This is a genomic window from Subdoligranulum sp. DSM 23681, from assembly GCF_057005535.1.
This window is the reverse complement of sequence record NZ_CM168050.1, coordinates 2056640-2083508: the sequence shown is the minus strand read 5'-3', so window position 1 is coordinate 2083508 and position 26869 is coordinate 2056640. Positions and strand designations below refer to the sequence as shown.

Sequence of the window (26869 nt, the reverse complement as noted above, 5' to 3'; positions counted from 1 at the left end):
CACGGTGAACATTTCAGCGCACTGCGGACGCCTCGGTTCTTTCCGCGCTCAATTATAGCACTCTGCCCAAAGATTGCAACCCCCTTTTGTGCAAAGCGTGAAACTGAACAAAAAATTGCAGTTTTTGGGGTTTCCTCTTACGAAAAATTAAACAACCATTCAATTTTCTTCAATAAAAAAAGCCCGACTCCCAGGTCGGACTTTCGTAAAAATTACGGTCTTACGGCTGTCAGGATCACCACACTGGTGGCGGGCAGCTCCATCTGGCCGGTGCGCACCGGCCCGAAAGGCACCCCCTGGGCACGGCGGCCGTCGCACAAGGTGCGCCACCCGCCCCCGGGCAGATTCATCCGCTGGGCGGTGCGCTCGGGGTTGTAGTAGACCACCAGGCGGTTGGGGGCATCGTCCGACAATTCGGGCACGAAGCCGATGAGCCACCCGGGCACGGCCAGCAGCAGGGGGGCAGGCTGGGCGGCGTCGGTCAGGCCGGTGAGTTCCGGCCAGGTGTGCCGGATGGCCAGCAGCCCTGTGTAAAATTCCACCAGTTCTCCCATGCGGGCGGCCCGGGTCCAGTCCAGGGCGTTTTCCCGCAGGGGACCCTTGTAGGTGTTGGGGTCGCCGTGCTTGGTGCGGGCGAACTCCTCCCCTGCCTGCCAGAAGGGCAGTCCCTGGCAGGTCAGGCAGATGGCGGCGCACATCCGGTTCTGGGCCAGCAGGTCCCCGTCGAAGATATCGTAGGTGCGGCGGCCCGCCACTGCCTTGAGCTTATCCCACAGGGTGAAGTTGTCGTGGGCAGACACATACTGCACGATCTGCCCCGATGCCTGGGGGCGCATGCCCTCGGACCCGTCCCGGTAGGCCCCCAAGGCATGGAGCAGGGTGTACCCCGCCCCGGGGGCGCCGTTCACATACCCGGGGGCCCGGGCGTCAAAGACGCCGCCCTTCACCGTGTCCCGGGTGTTGTCACAGAAGATGCCGATGCGGCTGTCCAGTTGAGGCAGGGCGTTCTTGTCCGCCGGGACGGCCCCCGGTTCCATGCAGGTGGCGCCCCCCTGCCAGGGTTCGCCGTACATGAGGATGTTCCTGCCTCCGGGCAAAGCGTCCAGGGCGGCCCGGATGGCGTTCATGGTCTCCACATCATGGAGGGCCATCAGGTCGAAGCGGAATCCGTCGATGTGATAGGCGGTGGCCCAGTAGACCACCGAATCCACCATGTACTTGCGCACCATGGGGTGCTCGCTGGCCAGATCGCAGCCGCAGCCGGAGCCGTTGGTCAGCCGCCCGTCCGGGGTGCGGCGCAGCCAGTAGCCGGGGACAATGCGCTCCATCCAGTTGTCGGCGTAGTAGGTGTGGTTGTACACCACATCCATGACGACCCCCAGCCCCGCCTTGTGCAGGGCTGCCACCATGGTCCGGCATTCCCGCACCCGGACTTCCCCGTGGAAGGGGTCGGTGGCGTAGGAGCCTTCGGGCACATTGTAGTTCAGGGGGTCGTATCCCCAGTTGTAGCCGCCGGCGCGCTCATCCACCGTGGCAAAATCAAAGATGGGCTGGAGCTGCACATGGCTGACCCCCAGCCGCTGCAGATAGTTCAGGCAGGTGGGGTGTTCCCCCTCACAGTCCAGGGTGGAGTCCTCCTGGGTGAAGGCCAGGAACTTGCCCCGCCATTCGGGACGGATGCCGCTGTGCTCATCGGCGGAAAAATCCGCCACATGCACCTCCCACACGCTGCGGGCGGCGGGGTCGTCGGCCCGGGCGGGACGGCGGTCGGCGGGCCAGTTTTCCGGCTGGGCCGCCGTGTCGTCCAGCACCATCCCCCGCTGCCCGTTGCAGCCGCAGGCCCGGGCATAGGGGTCCACCGCCGTGGCGGTGTGGCCGTCGGCAAAGGTGAGCTCATACACATAGTACTGTCCGGCCAGGTCCCCGCCCACGGTGGCCCGCCAGGTGCCCTGTTCCGCCGGACGCAGGGGCACCGAGTCCAGTTCCCGGGCGCCGGGTTCGGCGTCGGTGCCGGTGGTGTACCGGCGCAGGGTGACCCCTGCTGCGGTGGGCGCCCACAGGGTGAAGGTCGTGGACCGCCTTGTGTACACCGCGCCCAGGTCGTTGCCGGTGTAGACCGGCAGGTCCTTCAGGTTCTGGTTCATAGGTGGTTTTCCTCCTCCGCACACGATTGACCGCCGGGGGCGGTCACCCTTATAGTATTAGAGTAACAGGAGTTTGCTCTGATTGCAAGAGAAACAAACAGGAAGCCGTCTCACATACAACCGCAAAAAAGCGGACCGCTCCCGGAGGGGAACGGTCCGTGCCGATGATGCGAAAGGAATCAGCCGCGCTGGTCCAGGGGCTTGTAGTCCCGGGGTTCCATGATGCTCTGGTAGGCGGGACGGATGATCTTGTCCACGTTGACCAGCTCTTCCATGCGGTGGGCGCTCCAGCCCACGATGCGGGCCACGGCGAAGATGGGGGTGTACAGCTCCACCGGAATGTCCAGCATGTTGTACACGAAGCCGCTGTAAAAGTCCACGTTGGTGGAAACGCCCTTGTAGATGTGCCGCTTTTCGGCAATGACCTGGGGTGCCAGACGCTCAATGGCGTTGTAGAAGTTGAAGTCCTCCTTGCGGCCCTTGGCTTCGGCCAGCTGCTGCACAAAGCCCTTGAAGACCACCGCACGGGGGTCGGACAGGGAGTACACCGCGTGGCCCATGCCGTAGATCAGGCCCTTGCGGTCGAAGGCTTCCTTGTCCACGATCTTGCCCAGATAGGCCTTGAGTTCCTCGTCGTCGGTGACATCGTGCACGTTCTTGCGGATGTCCTGGCACATTTCCATGACCTTGATGTTGGCGCCGCCGTGCTTGGGGCCCTTCAGGCTGGACAGGGCCGCCGCCATGACCGAGTAGGTATCCGACCCGGAGGAGGTGACCACGCGGGTGGTGAAGGTGGAGTTGTTGCCGCCGCCGTGCTCCATGTGCAAAAGCAAGGCAATGTCCAGAACGTGAGCTTCCAGCGGGGTGTAGCTCTGGTCGGGGCGGAGCATCTGGAGCAGGTTTTCGGCAGCGGAGAGTTCCGGCCGGGGGCGATGGATATACATGCTGCCCATGTTCACATAGTAGTTATAGGCATGGTAGCCGTACACCGCCAGCATGGGAAAGACGCTGATGAGCTTCAGGCACTGTTCCAGCTGGGTCTGCAGGCTGTTGTCCCCCACCGAATCGTCGTAGGAGGCCAGGGTCAGCACGCTGCGGGTCAGGCTGTTCATCAGGTCCTTGGTGGGGGCCTTCATAATGACGTCCCGGATGAAGTTGGTGGGCAGGTCCCGGCACTTGACCAGGGTCTCGTTGAAGGTCTTCAGCTGCTCGGCATTGGGCAGGTCCCCCAGCAGCAGCAGGTAGGCAGCTTCCTCAAAGCCGTAGCGCTTGCCCCGCAGCCCCTTGATCAGGTCGTAGACGTTGTAGCCGCGGTACCACAGCTTGCCTTCACAGGGGACCTTTTTGCCGTCGCGCTCCTCAAAGGCGTCGATGCGCGAAATGTTGGTGATGCCGGCCAGAACGCCCTTGCCGTCCTTGTCGCGCAGACCGCGCTTGACGCCGAACTGATCAAACAGCGCCGGATCGATTTTGTCGTTGTTCAGGCACAGGTCGGTAAAGACCTGCGCTTCCTTTTCGATGGCTGCGTATTCGCCCATATCAAAAGACCTCCCTTTTTTCTCTTTCTGTCCGTGCCGAAAGCCCTTCGCCTACCTTTTTAAAATATATACTATAATATATACTATCGGATGTGTGCCTGGTCCGGCACAGACCACACCATCATTCAAAATAAGGATATACGCTTTTATTATACGCTTTGTTGTACAAGGTGTCAAATGAACACGCCGTAAATTTTGTGTGAACAGCGACAAAAATTCCCCGCCGGACAGCAAGGAACCCCTATTGACATGGCCGGAAAGCTGTGCTATGGTAAGGCTGTTGCTCGGAGGGCAAGTCATTCGGAACAAATTTGTTTGGAGAAATGACGCGCCGGATAAGACACAGGCTGAGATGCCTGCCTTATCCGGCGCTTTTTTCAACCCTGCGGGCCGTATCCGAAGTTGCAGGAGGACGTATGGATCAGAAGACTTTGTTTTTGGAAACACCGCCCCAGCGCCTGTTTTTCCGGGCTGCCCTGCCCGGATCGGTGGGGATGCTGGCTTCTTCCCTGTACCAGCTCATGGACGGCATCTTTGTGGGACGCATTCTGGGGGACAGTGCCTTTGCGGCCCTGAACCTGGCCATGCCCCTGGTCATCATCAACTTTGCCCTGGCCGACCTCATCGGGGTGGGGTCGGCGGTGCCCATCTCGGTGCGGCTGGGAGAAAAGCTCCCCCGGGAAGCGGACAACCTCTTTACCTGTGCCTGTCTGCTGGTGGTGGGGCTGGGCGCCCTTACCGGCGGGGTGCTGTACCTGCTGGCCCCCACCCTGCTGGGCTGGATGGGCGCCGAGGGAGAACTGCTGACCCTGGCGGTGCAGTACATGCGGGTGTACGCCCTGTTTTCCCCGCTGGTGAGCATCGTCTTTGCGGCGGACAACTACCTGCGCATCTGCGGGCGGATCAAGACCAGCATGTGGCTGAACGTGCTCATGTCGGTCCTGTGCGCCGGACTGGAATTTTTCCTGCTGTATGTGGTGGGCATGGGCATTGCGGGGGCGGCCCTGGGCGCCTGCCTGGGCATGACGGTGTGTGCCGTGCTGGCCATGGGACCCTTTCTGGCCGGACGGATGCCCCTGCGGTTCCGCCGGCCCCGGTTCACCCGGCACATCGTGGGCAGCATCTTCAGCTGCGGCTGCCCCACCTTTCTGAGCAACATTGCCGGACGGGTGACCTCCATCATCATGAACATGGTGCTGCTGCGCCTGGGAGGAGCCAACGCCGTATCGGTCTACGGCATCCTGATGTATGTGGACGGCTTTGTGCTGCCCCTTTTGTACGGCATGTGCGATTCCCTGCAGCCCGCCGTGGGCTACAACTGGGGCGCCGGGCGCCGGGACCGGGTGCTGGCCATTGAAAAGCGCTGCTTTGCCGCCAGCGCAGTGATCTCCCTGGCGGCGGCAGGGCTGCTGCTGGCCTTTCCCGCCCAGACAGCCTCCCTGTTTGTTGGCAGCGAAGGCAGCGGAGTGCTGGCTATGGCCATTCCCGCGGTACAGCTGTTCAGTCTGGGGTATCTGACCCGGTGGTTCAGCTTTGCCGCCCAGAGTTTTCTTTCGGCGGTGGAAAAGCCCCTGCAGGCTTCCATCCTGTCGGTGGCGGTGGCACTGGTCTTTCCCGTGGGGCTCATCGCCGCCCTGTGGCCCTGGGGCCTGAGCGGATTGTGGTGCAACCAGCCCGGAACCGCCCTGCTGGCTGCCCTGCTGGCCGCCGGCCTGCTGCTGGACTTCCGCCGCCGGTACGCGGCGCACCGCTGACTTTTGCGGCAAAAGGCCCGATCCCTTTCCTGTGCGTACAGAAAGAGGAGTCGGGCCTTCCGCATTATATACATTTTGTATACTTGTTAACTTTATGTGAATTTTAGCACTCTAGGCTTGACAGCGCTAAAATTCAGTGGTATAGTATAACCGTACCTTGAGAGAGAAACAAAGAGCTCCCCACCAAGGCAGACGTCCGGCAGCAGACCGCCGTCGGGCGGGCAGCGTTTGACAGCCGGCCAACAGCCGGTTTGAATGGAGGTTATGACTTATGTTGCCCAGCATTTTTGGTGAAGATCTGTTTGATGATATGTTTGATGATATGTACGGTATGCGCCCCTTCTTCGGCAACCACAATCCGCTCTACGGCAAGAACGCCAAGAACCTGATGAAGTCGGATATCCGGGAGACGGAGGACGCCTATGAGCTGGATATCGACCTGCCCGGTTTCAAGAAGGACGAAGTCAGCCTGAAGCTGGAACAGGGCTACCTGACCATCTCCGCCGCCAAGGGCCTGGACAAGGATGACGAGAACAAGAACGGCCGCTACATCCGCCGGGAACGTTACACCGGCGCCTGCAGCCGCAGCTTCTATGTGGGCGACCAGCTGAAGCCGGAGGACATCTCCGCCAAGTTCGAGGATGGCATCCTGAAGATCCATCTGCCCAAGGCCGCGCCCGAACTTCCCGCACAGCCCAACCTGATCGCCATCGAATGATCGGCTGACGGGTTTCGTCCGAAGCAAAAAAACACACAGCCCCGGCCCCGCGCCAACAACGCGGGGCCGGGGCTTTTTTGTCTGTACAGGGGATCTTTACTGGCCGGAGACCTTGTCCTTCAGTTCCCGGGCGGTGCGGGCCAACCGGGCGGTGGCGGCACGCAGCCGGGTCAGGACCTCGTCATAGCTGGGGGCTTTCATATGGGGGAAGGCCCGCAGCAGACGGCCTTCGCCGAAATGCTGCTGTCGGGCCAGACGTTCCACTTCGGCACGCACGGTGCGGGCCCGGGCCGCCATATCCAGCAGCTGCTCCCGCAGGGCGGCGGTGTTTTCCCGCCCTTCCATGGCGGCCAGCATGAGCTGCAGCTTCTGCTCGTCCAGCAGGGTGTCCACCGTCATGGCGCCGGTGCCGATCTTGTCGGTCATGGCATCGCTCAGCCGGCGCATGGCCGCGGAGAAGTCCTTCAGGCGTTCCAGGCGGCGTTCCAGACCGGCGGCCTGGGCGAAGGAGATGCCCACATCCACCGCGAAGACCACCGTCAGCACCCCGTTCGCCACGGCCAGGGCCAGAGGCGGGACAGCCTGCACAGCAGCGGCCACCGGCGGATGCACCAGACGCACCATGATGATGCCGCCCAGTCCCCACAGCAGGGAGAACCGGGGGCAGATGAACCCGCCCAGGTTGCCCCGGAACTTGGTGTAGTCCCACCAGCGGGTGTGAAACAGTTTGTACAACGCCACACCGGCCACCAGTTCCACCAGGGTGGCCAGCACGGCGGCCACCACGAAGACCATGGCTATGTTGCTCTGCCAGGGCCCCAGCACCGCCAGCAGCCCCACCATGCCGAAGCCGTACACCGGACAGGCCGGCCCGTTGAGGAAGCCCCGGTTGACCAGCTGGCGGGTGTTCACCGCCGCAAAGGCCACCTCCACGCACCAGCCCAGGATGGAATACACAAAAAAGAAGCACACATATTGGGAGAGGGTACAGGCGGCGGTCATTCTTCATCCTCCCCGTCCAGACGGCGGGCCAGTTCCTTGGGTTCCACCCAGGTCACCGCGCTGTCCGGACCCTTGCGGGCAATGAGCGCCTTGATGGGAATGCCCTGCTCGCTGAACATGCCCTCGTGCTCGGTGCGCAGGTTCCAGGCGGGCTCGTCGGCGTGCAGGTCGAAGGTCTGCCAGGTGATCTCGAACCCCGCCGCCGGAAAGTAGCTCAGGCTGTCCCGGAACAGGTCGTCGTCATCCGTCTTGAACCAGATCTCCGCCCCCTCGTCCATGAGGGTGCGGTACTGCAGCAGCTGCCGGGGATGGGTCAGCCGGTGCTTGTGGCTGCTGGCATTCTTGCTCCAGGGATTGCAGAAGTTGATATAGATGCGCTCCACCCGGTCCGCAGGAGAAAAGGCGCCCGACATCCGCTCGATGTCCAGGGAGGCGATGAGGACGTTGTCCGGGGGCAGCTGTTTTTCCAGATAGGCCTTTTCCACCTTGCGCTTGGCCAGGATCAGCACCTTGTCGGTGATGTCAATGCCCAGGAAGTTGCGGGTGGGGTCGGAGGGGGCCAGCTGGGCCAGGAACCCGCCTTTACCGCAGCCCAGTTCCAGGCAGAAGGGCTGGTCCGGGCGGGCAAACAGCTCCCGCCAGTGTCCCGCATGGGTCAGGGGCTCGTGAACGTGGAAGCTGCAGGCCAGCAGCTCCGGACGGGCGTAGGGTTTGAAACGCATGCGCATGATGAAGGTACCTCTTTCGTCGTTTTGTCAGTGTTGTTCCAGAAGAAAACGCCGCACGGCGTCAAAATCATCGGTGGCCAGACTGCCCTGGCACAGCTCGCCCCGGCCGCCGCCCCGGCCGTCAAAGGCGGCGTTGAGCCCATGGGCCAGGGTGCGGGCGTCCCCGTCCGGACAGTGCAGCACATAGGAAAGCCCCCGCCCGCCGGGTGCCAGCACGGCACACACCGCACCGGTGCGGGCGGTGACCGCCAGACAGAGACGGCGCAGGGTGTCGGCGTCCGCCTCCGGGCAGAGGAATGCGGTTCTTTGCCCCGGCTGCGCGCCTGCGGCCCAGGCCTCTCCCAGGGCCTGCTGCAGGGCAGCCAGACGGCGGTGCAGGGCTTCGGCGGCGTCGGCGGTGTGGGTCACGGCCTCCCGCAGGCGTCCCGGTCCGGCACTGAGCAGCACCCCGGCCGCCTCGGCGTCCTGCCAGACGTCGGCCACCGTCTGCTGGGCCCGCTGCCCGCAGACCACCGCCAGCCGCATGCCCCCCTTGTAGTGCTGGGCGCTGAGGATCTTGATGAGCCCCACCTGACCGGTGGTGCGCAGATGGGTGCCGCAGCAGGCACACAGGTCCGCCCCGCCGGCATCGGTGAGCCGCACGGGGCCGTCGATCTCCTTCTTGCTGCGGTAGGTCAGGGCCGCCAGCTCTTCGGGAGCCGGATACCAGCAGCGCACCGGGGCGTCCGCCCGCACGGCGGCGTTGGCCTGCGCTTCCGCCCGGGCCAGCTGGTCGGGGGTCAGGGGGATGTCGGTATCCATGCGCACCGCCGGGTCCCCGATGTGAAAGCCCACATTCTCCGCCCCGAAAAGCCGGTGCAGGGTGCCGCTGAGGATATGCTCCCCGGTGTGCTGTTCCATATGGTCCAGACGGGGTTTCCAGTCGATCTCCCCCGTCACCGTCTGCCCCACCGGCAGCGGGGCGTCGGTGCGGTGCCAGATGACCCCCGCCTTCACCCGGGTGTCTGCCACCCGGGCGCCGCCCAGGGTGCCGGTGTCGGCGGGCTGGCCGCCGCCTTCCGGGTAAAAGGCGGTGCGGTCCAGGGCCACACACCAGCTTTTGTCCGCCGGCTCACAGGCCAGCACCCTGGCGGTGAACCGGCGCAGAAAGGCGTCTTGTTCGTACAGTTTTTCGGTCGGCTGCAACAGGGGTCCCATCCTTTCGGTCAGGCCCCGACAGGCCTGAGGTTATATGGCATTTATTATATCATAAAACCGGGGTAGAAAAAAACAGGCAAATCCGGTATAATGGTAGATATATTGCCACCTCATAGTTTAGGAGAACCAGATTATGAAACGTATCCTCTGTTCGGTCCTGGCCCTGGGCCTGCTGGCCGGCTGTGTCCCCGCGCCTTCCGGCGGCATGACCACCGCCGAAACGGCTGAAACCGCCCCCGCTCCCACGGCGGCACCTCAGCAGCTGACCGTCTATTACGAAGCCGGGGCCTCCACCGCCGCGGCCCGGGCCCTGCAGCAGTATGCCGACGCCCAGGGTGTGGAGCTGGTGGATCTGTCCGACACGGCGGACCCCGCCCAGGCAGATCTGGCCGTGCTGGGTGCCGCGCCGGCCACCGATGACGGCAGCTGGCTGAACATGAGTGCCGACAGCCTTCTGTCCACCGCCGCCATCCGGGCGGGTGTGGATGCCGAGACCGCGGTGTCCGCCGTGACCGCCCTGCCCCTGGGCAAGACCCTGTACGGGTACTGGGCGGACAGCCGGATGCTGGCCGCTCTGTTCCAGACCGAGGACACCGACACCCTGGTTGCCGACCTGAAAGCCGCCGACTGGTCCGAATGGAGCCTGCTGGCGGAAACGGTGACCCAGTGGCTGGCCGAACCGGCCGAGACCACCGTGACCCTGAACGGCAGCGACTATACCCTGCCCGACCAGAAGCCGGAATCCGCCGCCGACCTGAAGGCGGTGTTCACCCTGCCCATGAGCCACGCATCGGCGGCGTTCGGGGGCGCTGCCTTTACCGGCGTGCTGCTGGCCGCCGGGGAGGAGCGCACCGAGACCACCCTGACCGGCCCCCTGAACGGGCTGTACAGCGCCCTGACCCTGGAACTGGCCAACCGGGACGCCGGGACCATGCCCGACCAGTCCGAGGCAGCCGGCACCCTGCAGGCAGGGGAAGCCCTGTTCTACCGGGGCACCATGGCCGACCTGCTGGTCCATACCGACAGCGAACTGCAGGACAATCTGGTCTGCCTGCCCCTCAAATGTGATTTTGTGGAGAGCGACCTTTCCACCACCGAGTACAACCTGACCGGCCTGATGAACTATCCCATCCTGTCCACCGCCGCCTGGTTTGCCATTCCTGCCGGAACGGACGAGGAGGGCGTGCGGGCTGCGGCCGCGGCCATCCTGTGGCTGTACACCAGCGAGCCCGGGGAGGAGACCCTGACCGAGACCCTGGGCCTGATCACCCCCTGGGGGACCGCCTCCAACGACACCGCCGCCTGCCAGAAGCAGATCGACCAGGTGGGGGCCGGCATCCTGCCCGAGGTGACCCTGACCCCCGCGGAACAGCAGGCCCTGGCTGCGGCCTGTGTGGCGCTGGGCTTTGACGAGGCCGGCGCCCCCCGCACCGAGTTCGTCCGCGCCGACCGGGACACCTGGCGGGATGCGGTCATCGCCGCCCTGGTCCCCGCCGGGACCGACGGGGACAGCGAGGGCTGACCCATTGGGCAAAAAGCCAACTTTTCACACTTGTGCAAAGGATTCTTTGTACAAGGCTGACGGTGAAATTTTGAACACTATGTGATAAAATATAAAATCAGAAAAGACGTGGCCCGCTGTGTCGGGTCCCACCATTTTGAGCGTTGGAGTGAAGGAGAGGCAACAGCATGGAGTATACCCATTCACAGCTGATCGACCAGATCGCAAATTTGCGCTGCCTGTTTGACGAGGTGTTTGTGGTGGATGCGGCCACCAGCCGCCGTCTGGACCCGGACACCATGCAGCCCACCGACACCATTGAGTCCATCCCCGATCTGGACGAACACGGCCGCGCCTGGCGTCCGCTGTACGGTCAGGAAGGCGGTTCGATGGCGCTGTACTGGAGCCTGATGGCCGACCACCGGCCCTTTGTGCTGACGGCGGTGTACAAGCTGCCCGTCCATCCCAATGGCGGCGCCCGGGAAGCCGCGGCGCTGTCCCGGATGCTGACCCAGTGCCGCAGCGAAATGTGCCGGGATTATGTGACCGGCGTGTACAACCGGTCTTTCCTGGACGCGGAGTTCCGGGACCGTGTGGGGCAGGCCGCTGCCGCCGGACAGCCGGTGAGCGTGGTGCTGGTGCGGGTGAACGAGTACGCCCGCCTGTGTCGCACCGAGAGCGTGGCTGCCGCCGACCGCTGCCTGACCACCGCCGCCGGCATCCTGAGTCTGGCCGTGGGGCCGGAGCAGTCCGACACGCCCCTGATCCGTCTGGAAGACGGCGTATTCCTGGTGGTGGGCATCGGCACCGATGCCCGTACCCTGGAACACCGGCTGCGGGATGCTCTGGATTCCGCCCGCCGCACCTTCTCCATCACCCTGGCCCGCCGGGGCGAGTTCACCGCCACGGTGGTCTCCGCCGACTGGGCCGAGACCGGCAGCTGGGACTGGATGCTCAGTCTGGCGGAACAGCGGTTGGGCGGCTGAGAACCGGATCCTGTATAACACACCCCCTGTGTACGCATACTAACCGTGCCGCCATACACGCACGGTGAAAAAATGTACACAGGGGGTTTTTCTATGTCTCAGACCGAACAGATGCAGAACGACAATGAAAGCATGCTCCAGGAAGTGGTCCAGAACACCGAAATGGGCAAGAACACGCTGGAAGAGCTCATGGGCCTGACCCACGACCAGGCGCTGAAAAACGAGATGCTGCGCCAGCGCAACGAATACCGCCGCCTGAACCAGCAGGCCCACACGGCCCTGGACGCCATCGGCCGGCAGGCCAAGGGCCAGAGCGCCGCCGCCCGCATGAGCGTGAGCATGGGCATCCGCACCCGCACCATGCTGGACAAGTCCACCCGCAACATCGCCACCATGCTGGCCGAGGGCAGCAGCCAGGGCGTGCTGGACTGCAAGCGGGCGGAGACCGACTATCCGCTGGCCTCCCCCGGGGCCCACAAGCTCATGCAGGAGCTGTGCGACTTCCAGACCCAGGCGGAAACCACCTGGCGGGAATTCATCTGAACCAGGCAAAACGAACCCGGCCCCGGGCGGCAGCTGCCGCCCGGGGCCGGGGCTTTGTTCTGTATGGGGGCCGCGGGGCTCAGGTCCGCTCGTCCCGGGGACGCACCGCCCCCCGCAGGGCGCTGAGCAGACCGGGCATAGCGGCCGCTGCCTGGGGACCGCCGAAGGCCACCATGGACCGCAGGGGCATGCCGTCCATCATCTGCAGGGCGGCTTCCTCACTGATGGCATCCCCGCCGTTTTCGCCCATCTGCCGGCCATAGCTGGCCAGCATGGTGCGCACGATGGGGGCGGTGCGGTCGTCCCGCAGCAGGTCCCCGATGGGGGTGTTCTCGTCCACCGTCAGCGGGCGGCGGCGGGCAGTGGTGTACTGCAGGGGCAGCACGGTGGGGATGTTCCGGCTGGAATGGCCCAGCAGGACCTTGTATTCCCCGGATTCGGCGTACCAGTCCCCCAGCTCCTCATCAAAATAGCACAGGTCCCGGGGCGTGATGGTGAAGGTGACGGTGGTCTCCTCCCCGGGCTGCAGGGCCACCTTGGCAAAGCGGCGCAGTTCCTTGGGCGGACGGGGCACGGCATTCTCCGGCGGGGCAATGTACAGCTGCACCACCTCCCGGCCGAACCGGGCGCCGGAATTGCGCACCGTCACCGAGACATCCACGCTGCCGCCGTCGGTCAGGGAAGCCGACGACAGGGACGCCGCCTTGTACACAAAGCCGGTATAGGAAAGGCCGTGGCCGAAGGGCCAGCGCACCGGCATCCGGCGGGCATCGTACCAGCGATAGCCCACAAAGACGCCTTCCCGGTACCAGGCGGTGCGGCCGTCGCCGGGATAATCCAGATAGCAGGGGGTGTCTTCCAGCCGCAGGGGCCAGGTCTCGGGCAGGCGGCCGCAGGGGTCCGCTTCCCCGTACAGCAGGGCGTCGGCGGCACGGCCCACGCCTTCGCCCCCCAGATACATGCACAGGATGGCGGACACATCCTCCGCCCAGGGACACTCCACCGGGCTGCCGGTGTGCAGCACCACCACCGTGTTCTTCTGCACCGCCGCCACCCGGGCGATCAGGTTGTTCTGGGCTTCGGGCAGACGCATGTGGCGGCGGTCGTAGCCCTCGCTTTCAAAGCTCTCGGGCAGGCCTGCAAAGATCACAGCGGCGTCCGCTTCCTCGGCGGCCTCCACCGCCCGCAGGAACTCGCTTTCCTCCCGCTGGTCCCGGTCGGCGGGGAAGCCCTCCACATAGTCCACCACCCGGCCACGGGCACGGGCGGCTTCCAGGGCGCTCTCCACCCGGAAGGCATTCACATGGCTGGAACCGCCGCCCTGGTAGCGGGGCGTTTCGGCAAAGCCGCCGATATAGACCACCCGCTGGTCCTGCTTCAGGGGCAGGGTGCCCCGGTTCTGCAGCAGCACCGCGCAGTCGGCCGCCATGGCAGCGGCTGCGGTGTGGTCACCGGGCAGATCCAGCTCCGCCCCGGCCGCAGCCCCCGCCAGGTCGGCGTGCCGCAGCACGATGTTCAGGATCCGGCTCACCGCCTTGTCCAGCACCGATTCGTCCAGGGTGCCGTTTTTCACCGCGGCCACGATCTTTTTGTCATTGACCCCGCCGCACCCGGGCATTTCCAGGTCCAGGCCGGCGCACAGCCCCCGCACCCGGTCAGCCACGGCGCCCCAGTCGGACATGACAAAGCCCGTAAATCCCCATTCCTTGCGCAGGATATCGGTGAGCAGGGTCTTGTTCTCGCTGGCGTAGGTACCGTTGATCCGGTTGTAGCTGCACATGACGGTCCAGGGGGCTGCCTCCTTCACCGCTTTCTCAAAAGCGGGCAGGTAGATCTCCCGCAGCGTCCGCTCGCTCATGTCGGAAGAGCAGGTCAGACGGCGGTATTCCTGGCTGTTGGCTGCAAAGTGCTTGATGCTGGTGCCCACGCCCCGGCTCTGCACGCCCTGGATATAGGCGGCAGCCAGCGTCCCGGCCAGACAGGGGTCCTCGGAATAATATTCAAAGTTGCGGCCGCACAGCGGGCTGCGCTTGATGTTCACCGCCGGACCCAGCACCACGCCCACACCCACGGCTCTGGCTTCGGCACCGATGGCCTCCCCCTCCCGCCGCAGCAGGTCGGGGTCAAAGCTGGCGGCGGCAGCACACCCGGCGGGGAAACAGACCGCCGTGATGCTCTCATTGACGCCGGCGCCCTCCTTCTGGGTGCGCAGGCCGTGGGGGCCGTCGGACACCATCATGGCGGGGATGCCCAGGCGTCCCACCGCCTTGGTGTGCCAGAAATCCGCGCCGGAACAAAGACCGGCCTTTTCTTCCAGGGTCAGGCCGGCCAGAAGTTCGGAAATTGCAGGTTGCATAGGAACTTTCCTCCTTGAAAAAGCAGAGAAAAATGCAGTTGCCGGCCCCGCGGCCGGCGTTTTGTCCATTATACACCACATATGTACATCGTGCCTACATATTTTGTGAAAATTTACAGAAAGTGTATATTTTGTTTTTCATTCAGATACAGATGGCCCCGCACAGGCAACAAAAGTTTCGCAAAAACCTTGTCAAATACTTCCAAACGTGCTAACATAAAAACCGGTGAAAGAAATTAGAACAAAGGAGTGTTACCCATGTCCATCAAAAATGCCTATCTGGCCAATGTGTACGCGGGTCTGGCCCAGCGCAATGCTGAGCAGAAAGAATTCCTGCAGGCTGTTGACGAGGTTCTGGAATCCCTGGAACCCGTTGTGGAAGCTCGCCCCGAGCTGGAAAAGAACGGCCTGATCGAGCGCCTGGTGGAGCCCGAGCGCGTTGTGATGTTCCGTGTTCCCTGGGTGGATGACAATGGCAAGGTCCAGGTCAACCGCGGCTACCGTGTGCAGTTCAACTCTGCCATCGGCCCCTACAAGGGCGGTCTGCGGTTCCATCCCAGCGTGAACCTGTCCATCATCAAGTTCCTGGGCTTTGAACAGATCTTCAAGAACAGCCTGACCGGCCTGCCCATGGGCGGCGGCAAGGGCGGCAGCGACTTTGACCCCCACGGCAAGAGCGATGCCGAGGTCATGCGTTTCTGCCAGAGCTTCATGACCGAGCTGTTCCGTCATATCGGCCCCGACACCGACGTGCCGGCCGGCGATATCGGCGTGGGCGGCCGCGAAGTGGGCTACATGTTCGGCCAGTACAAGCGCCTGCGCAACGAGTTCACCGGCGTGCTCACCGGCAAGGGCCTGACCTTCGGCGGCAGCCTGGTGCGCACCGAAGCCACCGGCTACGGCCTGTGCTACTTTGCCGACGAGATGCTCAAGGCCAACGGCAAGAGCTTTGACGGCGCCAAGGTGGTCATCTCCGGTTCCGGCAACGTGGCCATCTACGCCAACCAGAAGGCTTCCGAGCTGGGCGGCAAGGTCATTGCCATGAGCGACTCCAACGGCTACATTGTGGACGAAAACGGCATTGACTACAAGGTCATCAAGGAGATCAAGGAAGTCAAGCGCGCCCGCATCAAGACCTATCTGGACTATGTGCCCAGCGCCAAGTACGTGGAAGGCAGCCAGGGAATCTGGACCGTCGCCTGCGACATCGCCCTGCCCTGCGCCACCCAGAACGAACTGCCGCTGGAAGGCGCCAAGGCCCTGGTGGCCAACGGCTGCTACGCCGTGGCCGAAGGCGCCAACATGCCTTCCACCCCGGACGCCGTCGCCTACCTGCAGGCCAACGGCATCCTGTTTGCCCCGGCCAAGGCTTCCAACGCGGGCGGCGTGGCCACCTCCGGCCTGGAGATGAGCCAGAACTCCCTGCGTCTGTCCTGGACCTTCGAGGAAGTGGACGAACGCCTGAAGAACATCATGAAGAACATCTACGCCAACGCGGCCAACGCTGCCGAGGCTTACGGCATGAAGGGCAACCTGGTCGCCGGTGCGAACATCGCCGGCTTCACCAAGGTGGCCGACGCCATGCTGATGCAGGGCATCGTCTGATTGTGACGATCACTCCGTAACAAGATAAGAACCCCGCCGGTTCCCGTAAGGAACCGGCGGGGTTTTTGCTTGCTGCGGTAGAGAACGGTTTCCCTGTGTAAGGGTCACTGACCGAGGAGTTGGTCAGTCCGTCCGGCTTGCGAGGATAGCGGCATCTCGCCGGAGTGTCCTTCCTTTTTGTCGCCAAAAAGGAAGCGAAAAAGCGCAACCGTTTCGATGCGGTGGACGCCGACCAGGGCTGCGGCCCTGGACCCGGAGATGCGGCCACCTGACGACGGCCTTCTCACCGGCTGGGGCCGGTGAGCAAGGAAAATGATTTGAAATGGCATGCCAGAAAAGCCGTTGGTAAAACGGGAAAGCGTGGCTGGTTCAGCTACGACTCTGCCTCATGCCTCCCCTGTGGTTGGGGAGGTACCGCGCAGCGGCGGAAGGGTTATGATTAGAAAAGCTCACCCCTTCTCGATCCCCCGCCCCGCGACGAGGTCCGCCCCGGTGCCCAGCAGGTTTTCCACAATGACCTGCCCGGGCTGCACCGGCGCCGCCACGCTGACGGCGTTGGCCACCTCCATGGCCTCAAAGAGCAGGTCCTTGGGGATGGCGGTGCTGGTCTTGACCGGCAGACGGCGGTGCACGCCCCCGGTGACCCGCACGGTGGTGGTCAGCACCCGGGTGGGATGCTGCAGCTCATTTTTGCCGTATTCGGCCCCCCGGGGACAGCTGTTGCCGGTGACGGCGTAACCGTTGTCCTCGTCCACCTGCAGGCGGCAGCCCCGGGGACAGACGATGCACACCAGTTCTTTCATCTTGCCGCACCCCCTTTGTCCTCTTCAATGGAAATGGTCACAGGCCCCTTGGCGCTCCGGACCAGGTCCCCCGGCAGCAGGATGTGCTCCATCTCGCCGGGGGCCAGATGGGCCCGACGGAACCCGGTGAGGGAGTTGCCCTCCCCGTCCCGCACCGCGATGGCGGCGGGCCCGGTGACCCGGTTCACCCGGAAGAACACCTCCACCGTTTTGCCCGCCTCATCGGGGCGGACGGTCTGGGGCACGGTGTAGCTGACCCCGTCCCCGTTCTTCAGTTCCAGGGTGCGGGCGGCGGCACCGGCCCGCTTGCCCTGCACATAGGCCGCCGCCGCGGCGCCGGCCCGCTCGCTCTCGGCGGAGACATAGTCCACCAGGTCATGCACATGCACCACGTTGCCGCAGGCAAAGATGCCGGGGATGCTGGTCTCCATGTTCTCATACACCCGGGCGCCGCTGGTGCGGCGGTCCATGTCCGCCCCCGCGGCCCGGGTCAGCTCGTTTTCGGGGATGAGACCCACACTGAGCAGCACGGTGTCGCAGTCAAAGACCATCTCGGTGCCGGGGATGGGACGGCGGTCGGGGCCCACTTCACTCACCGTCACCTGCTCCACCCGGTCGTGGCCCTTGATGTCGGTGATGGTGTGGCTGAGATACAAAGGGATATCAAAGTCCTGCAGACACTGGACAATGTTGCGCATGAGCCCGCCGGAATAGGGCATGAGCTCCACACAGGCCAGCACCTTGGCTCCTTCCAGGGTCATGCGGCGGGCCATGATGAGCCCGATGTCCCCGGAGCCCAGGATGACCACCCGGCGGCCCACCATGTACCCTTCGATGTTCAGATACCGCTGGGCTGCCCCCGCGGTGAAGATGCCGGCAGGCCGCTCCCCGGGGATGGAGATGGCCCCCCGGGTGCGTTCCCGGCAGCCCATGGCCAGCACCACAGCCTGGGCTTCCAGCACCTGATATCCGTCTCTGGCGCTGACGGCGTGTACCTGGTGGGGTGCACCGTCTTTGCCGGGGACGATCTGCAAGACCATGGTGTCCAGGCGGGTCTCCACGCCGGTGTCACCCAGCATCTCAATAAACCGTCCGGCGTATTCCGGGCCGGTGAGTTCCTCCCGGAAGCGCTGCAGCCCGAAGCCGCTGTGGATGCACTGGTTCAGGATGCCGCCCAGTTCGGAGTCCCGCTCCAGAATGAGGATGCGGCGCAGGCCGTTCTCCCAGGCCTGACAGGCCGCCGCCAGTCCGGCGGGGCCGCCGCCGACCACGATGAGTTCATAGGCTGCCATCTCAGCGCGCCTCCTTTCCGGTCTTGGTCTCCCGGGCCAGCACCCAGGTGCCGTCCTGGTCCATGAGGACATCGGTCATGGGAATGTTCAGTTCCCGGGCAATGATCTCCTGCACCCGGGGCCCGCAGAAGCCTCCCTGGCACCGGCCCATGCCCGCGTTGCACCGGCGCTTGACCCCGTTGATGGTGCAGGCAGGCACCGGGCTGTGCAGGGCCGCCACGATCTCCCCTTCGGTGACCGTCTCGCACCGGCAGATGACCCGGCCGAACCGGGGGTCTTTCCGAATCAGTTCCGCCCGCTGCTGGGCGTTCAGCTCCCGGAAGCGGGGCACGGCCTGCCGGCGGGGGTTGAAGTCCGGCTTTTCCTCCAAAGACAGCCCTTCCGCCGCCAGCAGCTCCGCCGCATAGTCGGCGATGGCCGGGGCGCTGCTCAGCCCCGGGGAGCAGATGCCCGCCAGGTCCAGCCAGTGGGGGTGGGCTTTGCTCGTCTCGATGACGAAGTCCCCCCGGTCGGTGTTGGCCCGGATGCCGCTGAAATTGCGGATGTTCTGCCGCAGATTCAGCCCCGGCACGCTCTGCATGGCACGGCGGCGGACAAAGTCCAGGGCGTCGGCGGTGTTGCCCAGGTCCCGGCGGTCGGTCACCGCCTCGGCGTTGGGGCCCACCAGCAGGTTGCCGTGGACGGTGGGAGCGACGAGAACACCCTTGCCCTCGGGGCCGGGACACTGGAAGATCACCCGGCTGACCGTTTTGCCTTCGCTTTTATCCAGCAGGTAATACTCGCCCCGGCTGGGATGCACCGTGAAGTCGGGACTCTCCAGCAGGGCGCGGACCTTGTCGGCGTCCACCCCCGCCGCATTGATCACATACCGGGCGGTGAACTCGCCCTTGGGAGTGGTGAGCACAAAATGGCCGTCCTCCTCCCGCACGGCGGTGACAGGGCAGCCGCGGAAGAGTTCCACCCCGTTGGTGACGGCGTTTTCCATGAGGGCCAGGGCCAGTCCCCAGGGGTCCACGATGCCCGCACTGGGCGCCAGCAGCGCCCCGGTCACGGCTTGAGACAGGTTGGGTTCCAGTTCCCGGGCTTCTTCCCCGGTGAGCAGCCGCAGCCCGGGCACTCCGTTGGCGGTGCCCCGGCGGTAGAGTTCTTCCAGCCTGGGCTGCTGATCCGCCCCGAAGGCCAGCACCAAAGAGCCGGTGCGCCGGAAAGGCACATCCAGTTCGGCACACAGGTCGCCCATCTGCCGGTTGCCCTCCACATTCAGCCGCGCCATGAGCGTTCCCGGCTCCGGGTCGTATCCCGCATGGACGATGGCGCTGTTGGCCTTGGTGGTGCCATTGGCCACATCGTTCTGGGCTTCCAGCACCGCCACGTTCAGCCGGCACCGCGCCAGACGGCGGGCCGCCGCCGCGCCGATCACGCCGCAGCCGATGATGATGACGTCGTACATACATTGCCTCCCGTTTTGGTTACAAAAAAAGAGTGAAGCAAACACCGCGCCCCTTGGGCCGGCATCTGCTTCACTCTGAATTACTCGAGCAGAAACTCCTTTTTCTTTATAATAGCATATCCCGCGCGGATTGCAAGATTTTTTGTTCCGGAATCAGAGATTTTTTCATTCTGCCCGTCACAGCTGGGTCAGCGTGTTGGTGCAGCTCATGGTGGTGACAAGCAGCGCCATGAGGATGCCCGCCAGATAGGGATTGCGGGTCCGCTTGTACAGGATGCGGGACACCACTGCCGCCACCGGCAGGATCACAATGATGGGATACAGCCAGATACCGATGATGCTGCCGCCGAACCAGGGCACAAACTCATTGGGCAGATGGCCGGTGACAAAGAAGCAGATGTACATCGCCAGCACCATGACCACCGGTGCCAGCGCGTTGAATGCCGCCATGACCGCCGTGTTGACCCAGGGCTTTTTGCCCATTTCAAAATAATTGTAGCAGTTGATGGAGATGCTGTTGCAGATGTAATACACCAGGAAGAAGGGCAGATACAGCAGGATGATGGGCAGCTTGTCGGCGGTAAAGGCCTTGAGCGGCAGCACCCACAGACGGAAGTCGGTCTTGAAGAAATAGTCGGCCAGGAACACCAGTCCATAGGAGGCCACCGCCACCACCAGGGCCAGCACCACGGTCATGCCCAGACGCCGGCCGCTGATGCGCACGCCGGTATCCCGGTCAGCTTTTTGCCCGGTAACACGGCCGCTCACCGCAATGAGCACCAGGGCAAACAGACCGCACAGCAGGCTCCACATACCGATGAAATACACCGGGGCCTGCGGGAAGAAGTCCGGCATGGAGCCGCCGATGATGGTATACCCGATCATGTATACCACAAAGGAGAACACTGCTGCCAGAAGGTTGCTGCCCCAGAACCAGCCTTTGGCACGTCCGGTCAATGCCGGGGCAGGCTGGACGTGATCCTCGGCGCGGACAACGGCAAAGGGACGGGTGTCCAGCAGTACGATGGCCAGGCTGACTGCAAACATCATAAAGCCAACCAGACCGATGGCGTTGAAGAACACCTTGACCTGCCACACCTGATTGGTGGGGGCGATGGATTTGGGCGCGCCCAGGGCAGCGTCAAAGAACTCGATGCTGGAAGTCACCACCCGCTTGGAGAAGTGTGCCCAGGGGTGGGTGATGGGCGGGTTGTAGATCACACGGATGGCCTCTTCCCCGTCGATGGACTGGGTATACATAGTGTAGCTGGTGCGTTCTTCCTGACCGGCGGGGTCCTGCCCGAAATAAAGGAAGGACTGGGCCGTGTTCTGATGGATATAATCCCGGGGCGCGCTGCGGGAGCCGTCCTCCTGCTTGACGCGGTGGAAGAATTCGTCGTACTGGCAGGCCACGATACCGGCATCGCGGCTGCCGAACATGTTGAAGTAGGCGCCGTCCTCATCGGTATACACGGCATCGTTGGACACCAGCAGCGCCGCAGCGATCAGCTGCTCGTCGGCTTCGTTGTCCAGCAGGACCGCCGTGCGGCTGGCCAGAGCACCGTTGGAATGGCCCGTCACACCAATGCGGGTCTTGTCCACAAAAGGCAGCCCGGCCACCATCTGCACCGCATCATACATGCCGTTGGCATTGTTGCTTTCATCCCACCAGGTACCGGTTTCCAGATTGTCCGAATTGCCATGACCATACATATCGATGGACAGCACCACAAAGCCCCGGCGGGCATATTCCACATAGTTCAGGTCCTGCATTTCCCGGTTGTTGTACCAGCCGTGGCTGCACACGATGGCCGGGGCGGGGTTGTCGGGGGTAGCGGTGTCCGGAACCAGCAGCAAAGCACTCATCTGGTGACCGCTGGCCGTTTCAAACCGCAGGTCCCGGATGGTCACCTTGCCGAAATCCGTCTGTACCAGGCTGGCACCGATACAGCTGATCAGGCAGATGACCAGGGCTATGCACAGCCAGAACCTGGCAGAGCGTGCCTTGTGGGTATTTTTCATATCTATTCCTCCTTTTTAGCGGGGGCTCCCCGCCTGTTTCCGAACCAAAAAGACACTTTTTGCACAAAGAGGCAATAAAAAAGGCGTAAAGACCGGGGTTCCCAGACTTTACGCTCTTGCTCCTGCTCCTTGGCGTATCCGCATTGACCTCATTCTACCACCTTGCACAGATTTGTGTCAAGAGTCAAAAAACAAATTGTCAGTTTCCAACAAAAGCCCAGGGTCGTTTTTGGCAGAACAGCTATTTTTGTGCAAACGGCTTTACTTTTTCCGGTAAACCTGCCATAATGGGCTTGTTCACAAGAGTAGGGAGTGGGACGGATCAAGGCGCGTCCCACTCTTTTTATTTGGCCGCCGCGGCGGCAGGAGGATTTTGCCAAAATGGAGTCTCTGGAAGGCAAGCGCGCCCGCCTGCTGGACTGTCCGGTGATCGCCGCCGTAAAAGACGAGGCCGGGCTGGAGCAGGCGCTGCAAAGTGAGTGTGAAGTGGTTTTTCTTTTGTTCGGCACCATCGTCAGCGTGCCCGCCCTGGTGGAAAAAGTCCGTCAGAGCGGCAAGCTGGCCATTGTGCACATCGACCTGGTGGAGGGCCTTTCCGCCCGGGAAGTGGCGGTGGATGCCCTGCAGGGGCTGTGCCGCCCGGACGGCATCATCTCCACCCGGCCGCCCCTGATCCGTCGGGCGCGGCATCTGGGGCTTTTGACGGTACAGCGGGCCTTTATCCTGGATTCGCTGTCCCTGGACAACCTGCCCGCCCAGCTGGGCGTGGGCAAGCCGGATTTCATCGAGATTTTACCCGGTATCATGCCCCGGGTCATTGCCGAGCTGGCCCAGAAGACCCGCACCCCCATCATTGCCGGGGGACTGGTCAAGTACAAAGACGAAGTCATGGCCGCCATCCGCGCCGGAGCGGTGGCCGTTTCCACCTCCAGCCCTGCGGTCTGGGAGATGTAAGTCATACGGGAGGCCCACCATGAAAAAATATGTGATCGCCCTGGACCAGGGCACCACCAGCAGCCGCTGCATCCTGTTCGACAAGGACCAGAACATCGTGGATCTGGCCCAGCGGGAATTCACCCAGCACTACCCCCATCCGGGCTGGGTGGAACACGACCCCATGGAGATCTATTCCAGCCAGTACGGCGTCCTGATGGAAGTGCTGGCCAAGAGCGGGGTGGATGTGCAGGAGATCGCGGGCATCGGCATCACCAACCAGCGGGAGACCGCCATCGTCTGGGACAGGGAGACCGGCCGCCCGGTATACAACGCCATCGTGTGGCAGTGCCGCCGCACCGCCGCCCTGTGTGAGGAGCTGAAACAGGACACCGCCTTCACCGACTATGTACAAAAGCGCACCGGGCTGCTCATCGACGCTTATTTTTCCGCCACCAAGATCAAGTGGATCCTGGACAACGTTCCCGGGGCCCGGCAGCGGGCGGAGGAAGGCCGGCTGCTCTTCGGCACGGTGGACACCTGGCTGATCTGGAAGCTCACCGGCGGCGCCGCCCATGTGACCGACTACACCAACGCCAGCCGCACCATGCTCTTTGATATTGAGCATCTCTGCTGGGACAAGACCATCTGCGACCGGCTGGGCATTCCCATGGCCATGCTGCCCAAGGTCTGCTCCTGCAGCGAGGTGTACGGCACCGTGAACATCCAGGGGGTGGAGGTGCCCATCGCCGGCATTGCGGGGGACCAGCAGGCCGCCCTCTTCGGCCAGACCTGCTTTGAGGCCGGGGAAGCCAAGAACACCTACGGCACCGGCTGCTTCCTGCTCATGAACACCGGGGAGACCCTTGTCCGCAGCCGCAACGGCCTCATCACCACCATCGCCTCGGGGGTGAACGGCCGCATCCAGTACGCCCTGGAAGGCAGCGTCTTTGTGGGCGGGGCGGTGGTCCAGTGGCTGCGGGACGAGCTGCACCTCATCACCGAGGCTGCGGACACCGAATACTTTGCCAAAAAAGTGCCGGACAGCGCCGGGGTGTACCTGGTGCCCGCCTTCACCGGGCTGGGCGCCCCCTACTGGGACATGTACGCCCGGGGCGCCCTGGTGGGCCTGACCCGGGGTGCCGGACGCAACCACATCATCCGGGCGGCGCTGGAATCCATCGCCTACCAGACCGGGGATGTGCTCCGGGCCATGGAGCGGGACGCCGGCATGCCCCTGCGGGAGCTGCGGGTGGACGGCGGGGCTTCGGCCAACAACTTCCTCATGCAGTTCCAGGCGGACATCATCGGCCGCACCCTGCGCCGCCCCATGATCCGGGAGACCACCGCCCTGGGCGCCGCCTATCTGGCGGGTCTTGCCACCGGGGTTTGGCAGGACCTGGCAGACATCCGCCGCCAGTGGACCCTGGACCGGCTGTACGAACCCGAGATGGACGAGGCCACCCGCACCCGCCTGCAGGCGGGCTGGCACAAGGCCGTGGACCGGGCCCGGGGCTGGGCCGAGGACTGAGCTTTCCACAAAACAGCTTTCTTTTGTGGAAAAAACGGCCGGGTTTTCTCTTTTGCATTTCATACAGACCTTTTCCGCCGCTCCTTGGCCGGGGCGGCGGATTTTTTTGGAAAAAATCCGGAGAAGACACTTTTCCCTATTGACAAAGGTCGGAGAGGGGACTATTATATAGACATATGAACAACTGCTCATATGAAAGGATGTCTGACAATGGCTTTACCCAACGAGATCCCCCGCCCCGACGCTGTGCCGGTGTGTGACCCCGGCTGCCCCGGGGACCCGGAAGCCCTGGCCCGGGTGTGCGCCGATCTGCCCGACGACGAGGTGCTGTACGACCTGGCCGAGCTGTTCCGGGTGTTCGGGGACACCACCCGCATCAAGATCCTGTACGCCCTGTTTGAAAGTGAGCTCTGCGTCAGCGACATCGCCCAGGCGGTGGGGCTTTCCCAGAGTGCGGTGAGCCACCAGCTGCGGGTGCTGAAAGCCAGCAAGCTGGTCAAGTTCCGCCGGGACGGCAAGACGGTGTTCTACAGCCTGGACGATGACCATGTGCGTACCATGATCGCCCTGGGCATGGAGCACGTGGAAGAGTGACCCATTTGTAATCCCTATATCTGAGAGTGAAAAGGAGAATGTACCATGCAGAAGAAATTCAACATTGAAGTGGACTGCGCCAACTGCGCCGCCAAGATTGAGAACGCCGTCAAGGCCCTGCCCGGTGTGCAGAGCGCCAGCGTGAGCTTTATGGCCCAGAAGATGCTGCTGGAAGCGGAGGACAGCCAGTTTGACGCCATCCTGAAGCAGGCCGTGAAGGCGGCCAAGAAGATTGAGCCGGATTTCGAGATCGAACTGTAAAGGTCCTTGGCGGTATCCGAAGCAGGAGGGATGGTTTGTATGACCAAAAAGCAGAAACGAATGCTGCGCCGTATCATTCTGGCCGCGGTGCTGTATGCGGCGGCAGCGGTCCTGTGCCAGGTATTTGCCGGCCTGCCCTGGCCGGCGCAGGCGGTGCTCTATCTGATCCCCTATTTCATCATCGGGTATGATGTGCTGCGCAAAGCCGTGCTGGGCGTGGTCCACGGGGAAGTGTTTGACGAAAACTTCCTCATGGCTGTGGCCACGGTGGGCGCCATGTGCCTGGGTGAATACGGCGAGGGCGTGGCTGTCATGCTGTTCTACCAGGTGGGCGAGCTGTTCCAGAGCTACGCCGTGGGCAAGAGCCGCCGGAGCATTGCGGGGCTGATGGACATCCGCCCCGACAGCGCCAACCTGGAAGAGGCCGATGGCGGTCTGCGCACGGTGGACCCGGAGGAAGTGCCGGTGGGGGCGGTCATTGTGGTGCGCCCCGGGGAGAAGATCCCCCTGGACGGCACGGTGCTGGAGGGCGAAAGTTCCCTGAACACCGCCGCCCTTACCGGGGAGAGCCGTCCCCGCTCCGCCCGCCCGGGGGATGCGGTCATCAGCGGCAGCGTGAACGTGGACGGGGTGCTGCGGGTGCAGGTGACCAAACCCTACGGCCAGTCTACCGTGGCCCGCATCCTGGACCTGGTGGAGAATTCCAGCCTGAAGAAAGCCAAGGCGGAAAACTTCATCACCAAATTTGCCCGGTACTACACCCCCGCCGTCTGCTTTGCGGCCCTGGCCCTGGCGGTGCTGCCGCCCCTGGTGCTGGGCGGCGGCTGGGCCATGTGGATCAAGCGGGCGCTGACCTTCCTGGTCATCTCCTGCCCCTGCGCCCTGGTCATCAGCATCCCCCTCACCTTCTTCGGGGGCATCGGGGGGGCGTCCCGCTGCGGCATCCTGGTCAAGGGCGGCAACTATCTGGAAGCCCTGGCCCATACGGGCACGGTGGTCTTTGACAAGACCGGCACCCTGACCAAAGGGGTGTTCAAAGTCAGCCGGGTCTCCCCTGCTCCGGGCCGCACCGAACAGGAAGTGCTGGAACTGGCCGCTGCGGCGGAAAGCTACTCCAGCCATCCCATCAGCAAGAGCCTGCGGGAAGCCTGCCCTGCCTGCACTCTGCAGGCCACCACCGCCCTGGAGATCGCGGGCCACGGCGTGTCCGCCCAGGTGGACGGCCACACGGTGCTGGCGGGCAACACCAAGCTCATGGAAGCCAAGAAAATCCCCTACACCCCCGACGACGGGGTGGGCACGGTGGTCTACCTGGCCTGTGACGGCGCCTTCTGGGGTTCAGTCCTGATTTCCGACGAGGTGAAACCCACCGCCCGTCAGGCCATGGACAGCCTGCACAGCCAGGGGGTGCGCACCGTCATGCTCACCGGTGACAGCAAGGCTGTAGCCGCCGGGGTGGCGGGCCAGCTGGGCATGGACGACTTCCACGCCGAGCTGCTGCCCGACGACAAGGTCCGCCGGGTGGAGGAACTGCTGGCGGACAAGAGCCGGGGCAACCTGGCCTTTGTCGGGGACGGCATCAACGACGCCCCCGTGCTCATGCGGGCGGACATCGGCATCGCCATGGGTGCCCTGGGCAGCGATGCCGCCATCGAGGCCGCCGACGTGGTTCTCATGGACGACGACCCGGCCAAGATCGGTCTGGCCATGCGCATGGCCCGCCGGTGCATGTCCATCGTCTACCAGAACATCGTCTTTGCCCTGGGCGTCAAACTGCTGTTTTTGCTGCTGGGCGCCGTGGGCATCGCCAACATGTGGTGGGCGGTGTTTGCCGATGTGGGGGTCATGGTGCTGGCCGTGCTCAACGCCACCCGGATGCTCTCCATCCGCGCCTACCACAAGTAATATCAC

General features: G+C 63.7%; 21 protein-coding genes. 11 read left to right on the top strand and 10 right to left on the bottom strand.

Translation table 11 applies throughout. The annotated features are described in order from the left end of the window. Positions 1-212 precede the first annotated feature (212 nt). On the bottom strand, positions 213-2144 hold the full coding sequence (pulA, locus tag AC127K_RS09605) for a type I pullulanase (protein WP_483720408.1): 1932 nt from the start codon (positions 2142-2144) through the stop codon (positions 213-215). 179 nt (positions 2145-2323) lie between these two features. After that, a complete protein-coding gene (locus AC127K_RS09600; protein ID WP_483720407.1) occupies positions 2324-3682 on the bottom strand; it encodes a citrate/2-methylcitrate synthase in 1359 nt (452 codons plus the stop codon). A 416-nt stretch (positions 3683-4098) separates the two neighbouring features. Here AC127K_RS09600 and AC127K_RS09595 point away from each other — a divergent pair, with 416 nt between their 5' ends. Together AC127K_RS09595 and AC127K_RS09590 are read left to right on the top strand one after the other, a co-directional pair. Next, positions 4099-5436, top strand: coding sequence for an MATE family efflux transporter (locus AC127K_RS09595; RefSeq protein ID WP_483720406.1), 1338 nt, complete (start codon positions 4099-4101; stop codon positions 5434-5436). 271 nt (positions 5437-5707) lie between these two features. Continuing rightward, a complete protein-coding gene (locus tag AC127K_RS09590; protein WP_483720405.1) occupies positions 5708-6154 on the top strand; it encodes an Hsp20/alpha crystallin family protein in 447 nt (148 codons plus the stop codon). Between the two features lie 96 nt (positions 6155-6250). On the opposite strand, the gene AC127K_RS09585 is transcribed toward AC127K_RS09590, so the two are convergent. The 3 genes from AC127K_RS09585 to AC127K_RS09575 are packed head-to-tail and all read right to left on the bottom strand — an operon-like array spanning position 6251 to position 9069. Next, a complete protein-coding gene (locus AC127K_RS09585; protein WP_483720404.1) occupies positions 6251-7156 on the bottom strand; it encodes a putative ABC transporter permease in 906 nt (301 codons plus the stop codon). Further along, entirely contained in the window at positions 7153-7884 is a 732-nt protein-coding gene (gene trmB, locus AC127K_RS09580) for a tRNA (guanosine(46)-N7)-methyltransferase TrmB (RefSeq protein WP_294540753.1), read from the bottom strand. Before trmB ends, AC127K_RS09585 begins: the two co-directional genes overlap by 4 nt. Before the next feature lie 27 nt (positions 7885-7911). Beyond that, a complete protein-coding gene (locus tag AC127K_RS09575) occupies positions 7912-9069 on the bottom strand; it encodes an alanyl-tRNA editing protein (protein ID WP_483720403.1) in 1158 nt (385 codons plus the stop codon). Positions 9070-9214: 145 nt separating this feature from the next. Between AC127K_RS09575 and AC127K_RS09570 the strand changes: the two genes are divergently transcribed. The 3 genes from AC127K_RS09570 (at position 9215) to AC127K_RS09560 (ending at position 12111) form a co-directional block, all read left to right on the top strand. Then, a complete protein-coding gene (locus tag AC127K_RS09570; RefSeq protein ID WP_483720402.1) occupies positions 9215-10603 on the top strand; it encodes a hypothetical protein in 1389 nt (462 codons plus the stop codon). Positions 10604-10770: 167 nt separating this feature from the next. Further along, positions 10771-11568 carry a GGDEF domain-containing protein gene (locus AC127K_RS09565; protein WP_483720401.1) on the top strand — a complete coding sequence of 266 codons (798 nt, stop codon included), beginning with the start codon at positions 10771-10773 and terminating at the stop codon, positions 11566-11568. A gap of 93 nt (positions 11569-11661) precedes the next feature. After that, the gene (locus AC127K_RS09560; protein ID WP_294540747.1) at positions 11662-12111 is read left to right on the top strand and encodes a hypothetical protein; all 450 of its coding nucleotides are present in this window, start codon (positions 11662-11664) and stop codon (positions 12109-12111) included. Positions 12112-12190: 79 nt separating this feature from the next. Here AC127K_RS09560 and AC127K_RS09555 read toward each other — a convergent pair whose 3' ends face one another. Continuing rightward, complete coding sequence (locus tag AC127K_RS09555) at positions 12191-14467, bottom strand: glycoside hydrolase family 3 C-terminal domain-containing protein (protein ID WP_294540745.1); 2277 nt, start codon at positions 14465-14467, stop codon at positions 12191-12193. Positions 14468-14725: 258 nt separating this feature from the next. Here AC127K_RS09555 and gdhA point away from each other — a divergent pair, with 258 nt between their 5' ends. Beyond that, positions 14726-16072, top strand: a complete 1347-nt coding sequence (gene gdhA / locus AC127K_RS09550; protein ID WP_483720400.1) for an NADP-specific glutamate dehydrogenase — start codon at positions 14726-14728, stop codon at positions 16070-16072. A gap of 449 nt (positions 16073-16521) precedes the next feature. On the opposite strand, the gene AC127K_RS09545 is transcribed toward gdhA, so the two are convergent. From AC127K_RS09545 to AC127K_RS09530, 4 genes are all read right to left on the bottom strand, one after another. Beyond that, positions 16522-16875 carry a DUF1667 domain-containing protein gene (locus tag AC127K_RS09545; RefSeq protein ID WP_294541775.1) on the bottom strand — a complete coding sequence of 118 codons (354 nt, stop codon included), beginning with the start codon at positions 16873-16875 and terminating at the stop codon, positions 16522-16524. Beyond that, positions 16872-18167, bottom strand: a complete 1296-nt coding sequence (locus AC127K_RS09540; protein WP_294541772.1) for an NAD(P)/FAD-dependent oxidoreductase — start codon at positions 18165-18167, stop codon at positions 16872-16874. The genes AC127K_RS09545 and AC127K_RS09540 overlap by 4 nt, the downstream gene beginning before the upstream one ends. A gap of 1 nt (position 18168) precedes the next feature. Beyond that, on the bottom strand, positions 18169-19617 hold the full coding sequence (locus AC127K_RS09535) for an FAD-dependent oxidoreductase (protein ID WP_483720399.1): 1449 nt from the start codon (positions 19615-19617) through the stop codon (positions 18169-18171). A 177-nt stretch (positions 19618-19794) separates the two neighbouring features. Next, on the bottom strand, positions 19795-21639 hold the full coding sequence (locus AC127K_RS09530; RefSeq protein WP_483720398.1) for an alpha/beta hydrolase: 1845 nt from the start codon (positions 21637-21639) through the stop codon (positions 19795-19797). Between the two features lie 381 nt (positions 21640-22020). Here AC127K_RS09530 and AC127K_RS09525 point away from each other — a divergent pair, with 381 nt between their 5' ends. The 5 genes from AC127K_RS09525 to AC127K_RS09505 all read left to right on the top strand — a co-directional run bounded on the left by AC127K_RS09525 (position 22021) and on the right by AC127K_RS09505 (position 26863). Continuing rightward, the gene (locus AC127K_RS09525) at positions 22021-22593 is read left to right on the top strand and encodes a glycerol-3-phosphate responsive antiterminator (protein ID WP_483720397.1); all 573 of its coding nucleotides are present in this window, start codon (positions 22021-22023) and stop codon (positions 22591-22593) included. Positions 22594-22612: 19 nt separating this feature from the next. Then, a complete protein-coding gene (gene glpK / locus AC127K_RS09520) occupies positions 22613-24103 on the top strand; it encodes a glycerol kinase GlpK (RefSeq protein WP_483720396.1) in 1491 nt (496 codons plus the stop codon). A gap of 210 nt (positions 24104-24313) precedes the next feature. Next, on the top strand, positions 24314-24697 hold the full coding sequence (locus tag AC127K_RS09515; protein WP_294541762.1) for an ArsR/SmtB family transcription factor: 384 nt from the start codon (positions 24314-24316) through the stop codon (positions 24695-24697). A gap of 45 nt (positions 24698-24742) precedes the next feature. Further along, the gene (locus AC127K_RS09510; RefSeq protein WP_294541759.1) at positions 24743-24958 is read left to right on the top strand and encodes a cation transporter; all 216 of its coding nucleotides are present in this window, start codon (positions 24743-24745) and stop codon (positions 24956-24958) included. Between the two features lie 39 nt (positions 24959-24997). Then, positions 24998-26863, top strand: coding sequence for a heavy metal translocating P-type ATPase (locus AC127K_RS09505; protein ID WP_483720395.1), 1866 nt, complete (start codon positions 24998-25000; stop codon positions 26861-26863). The last annotated feature ends 6 nt before the right edge of the window (positions 26864-26869 follow it).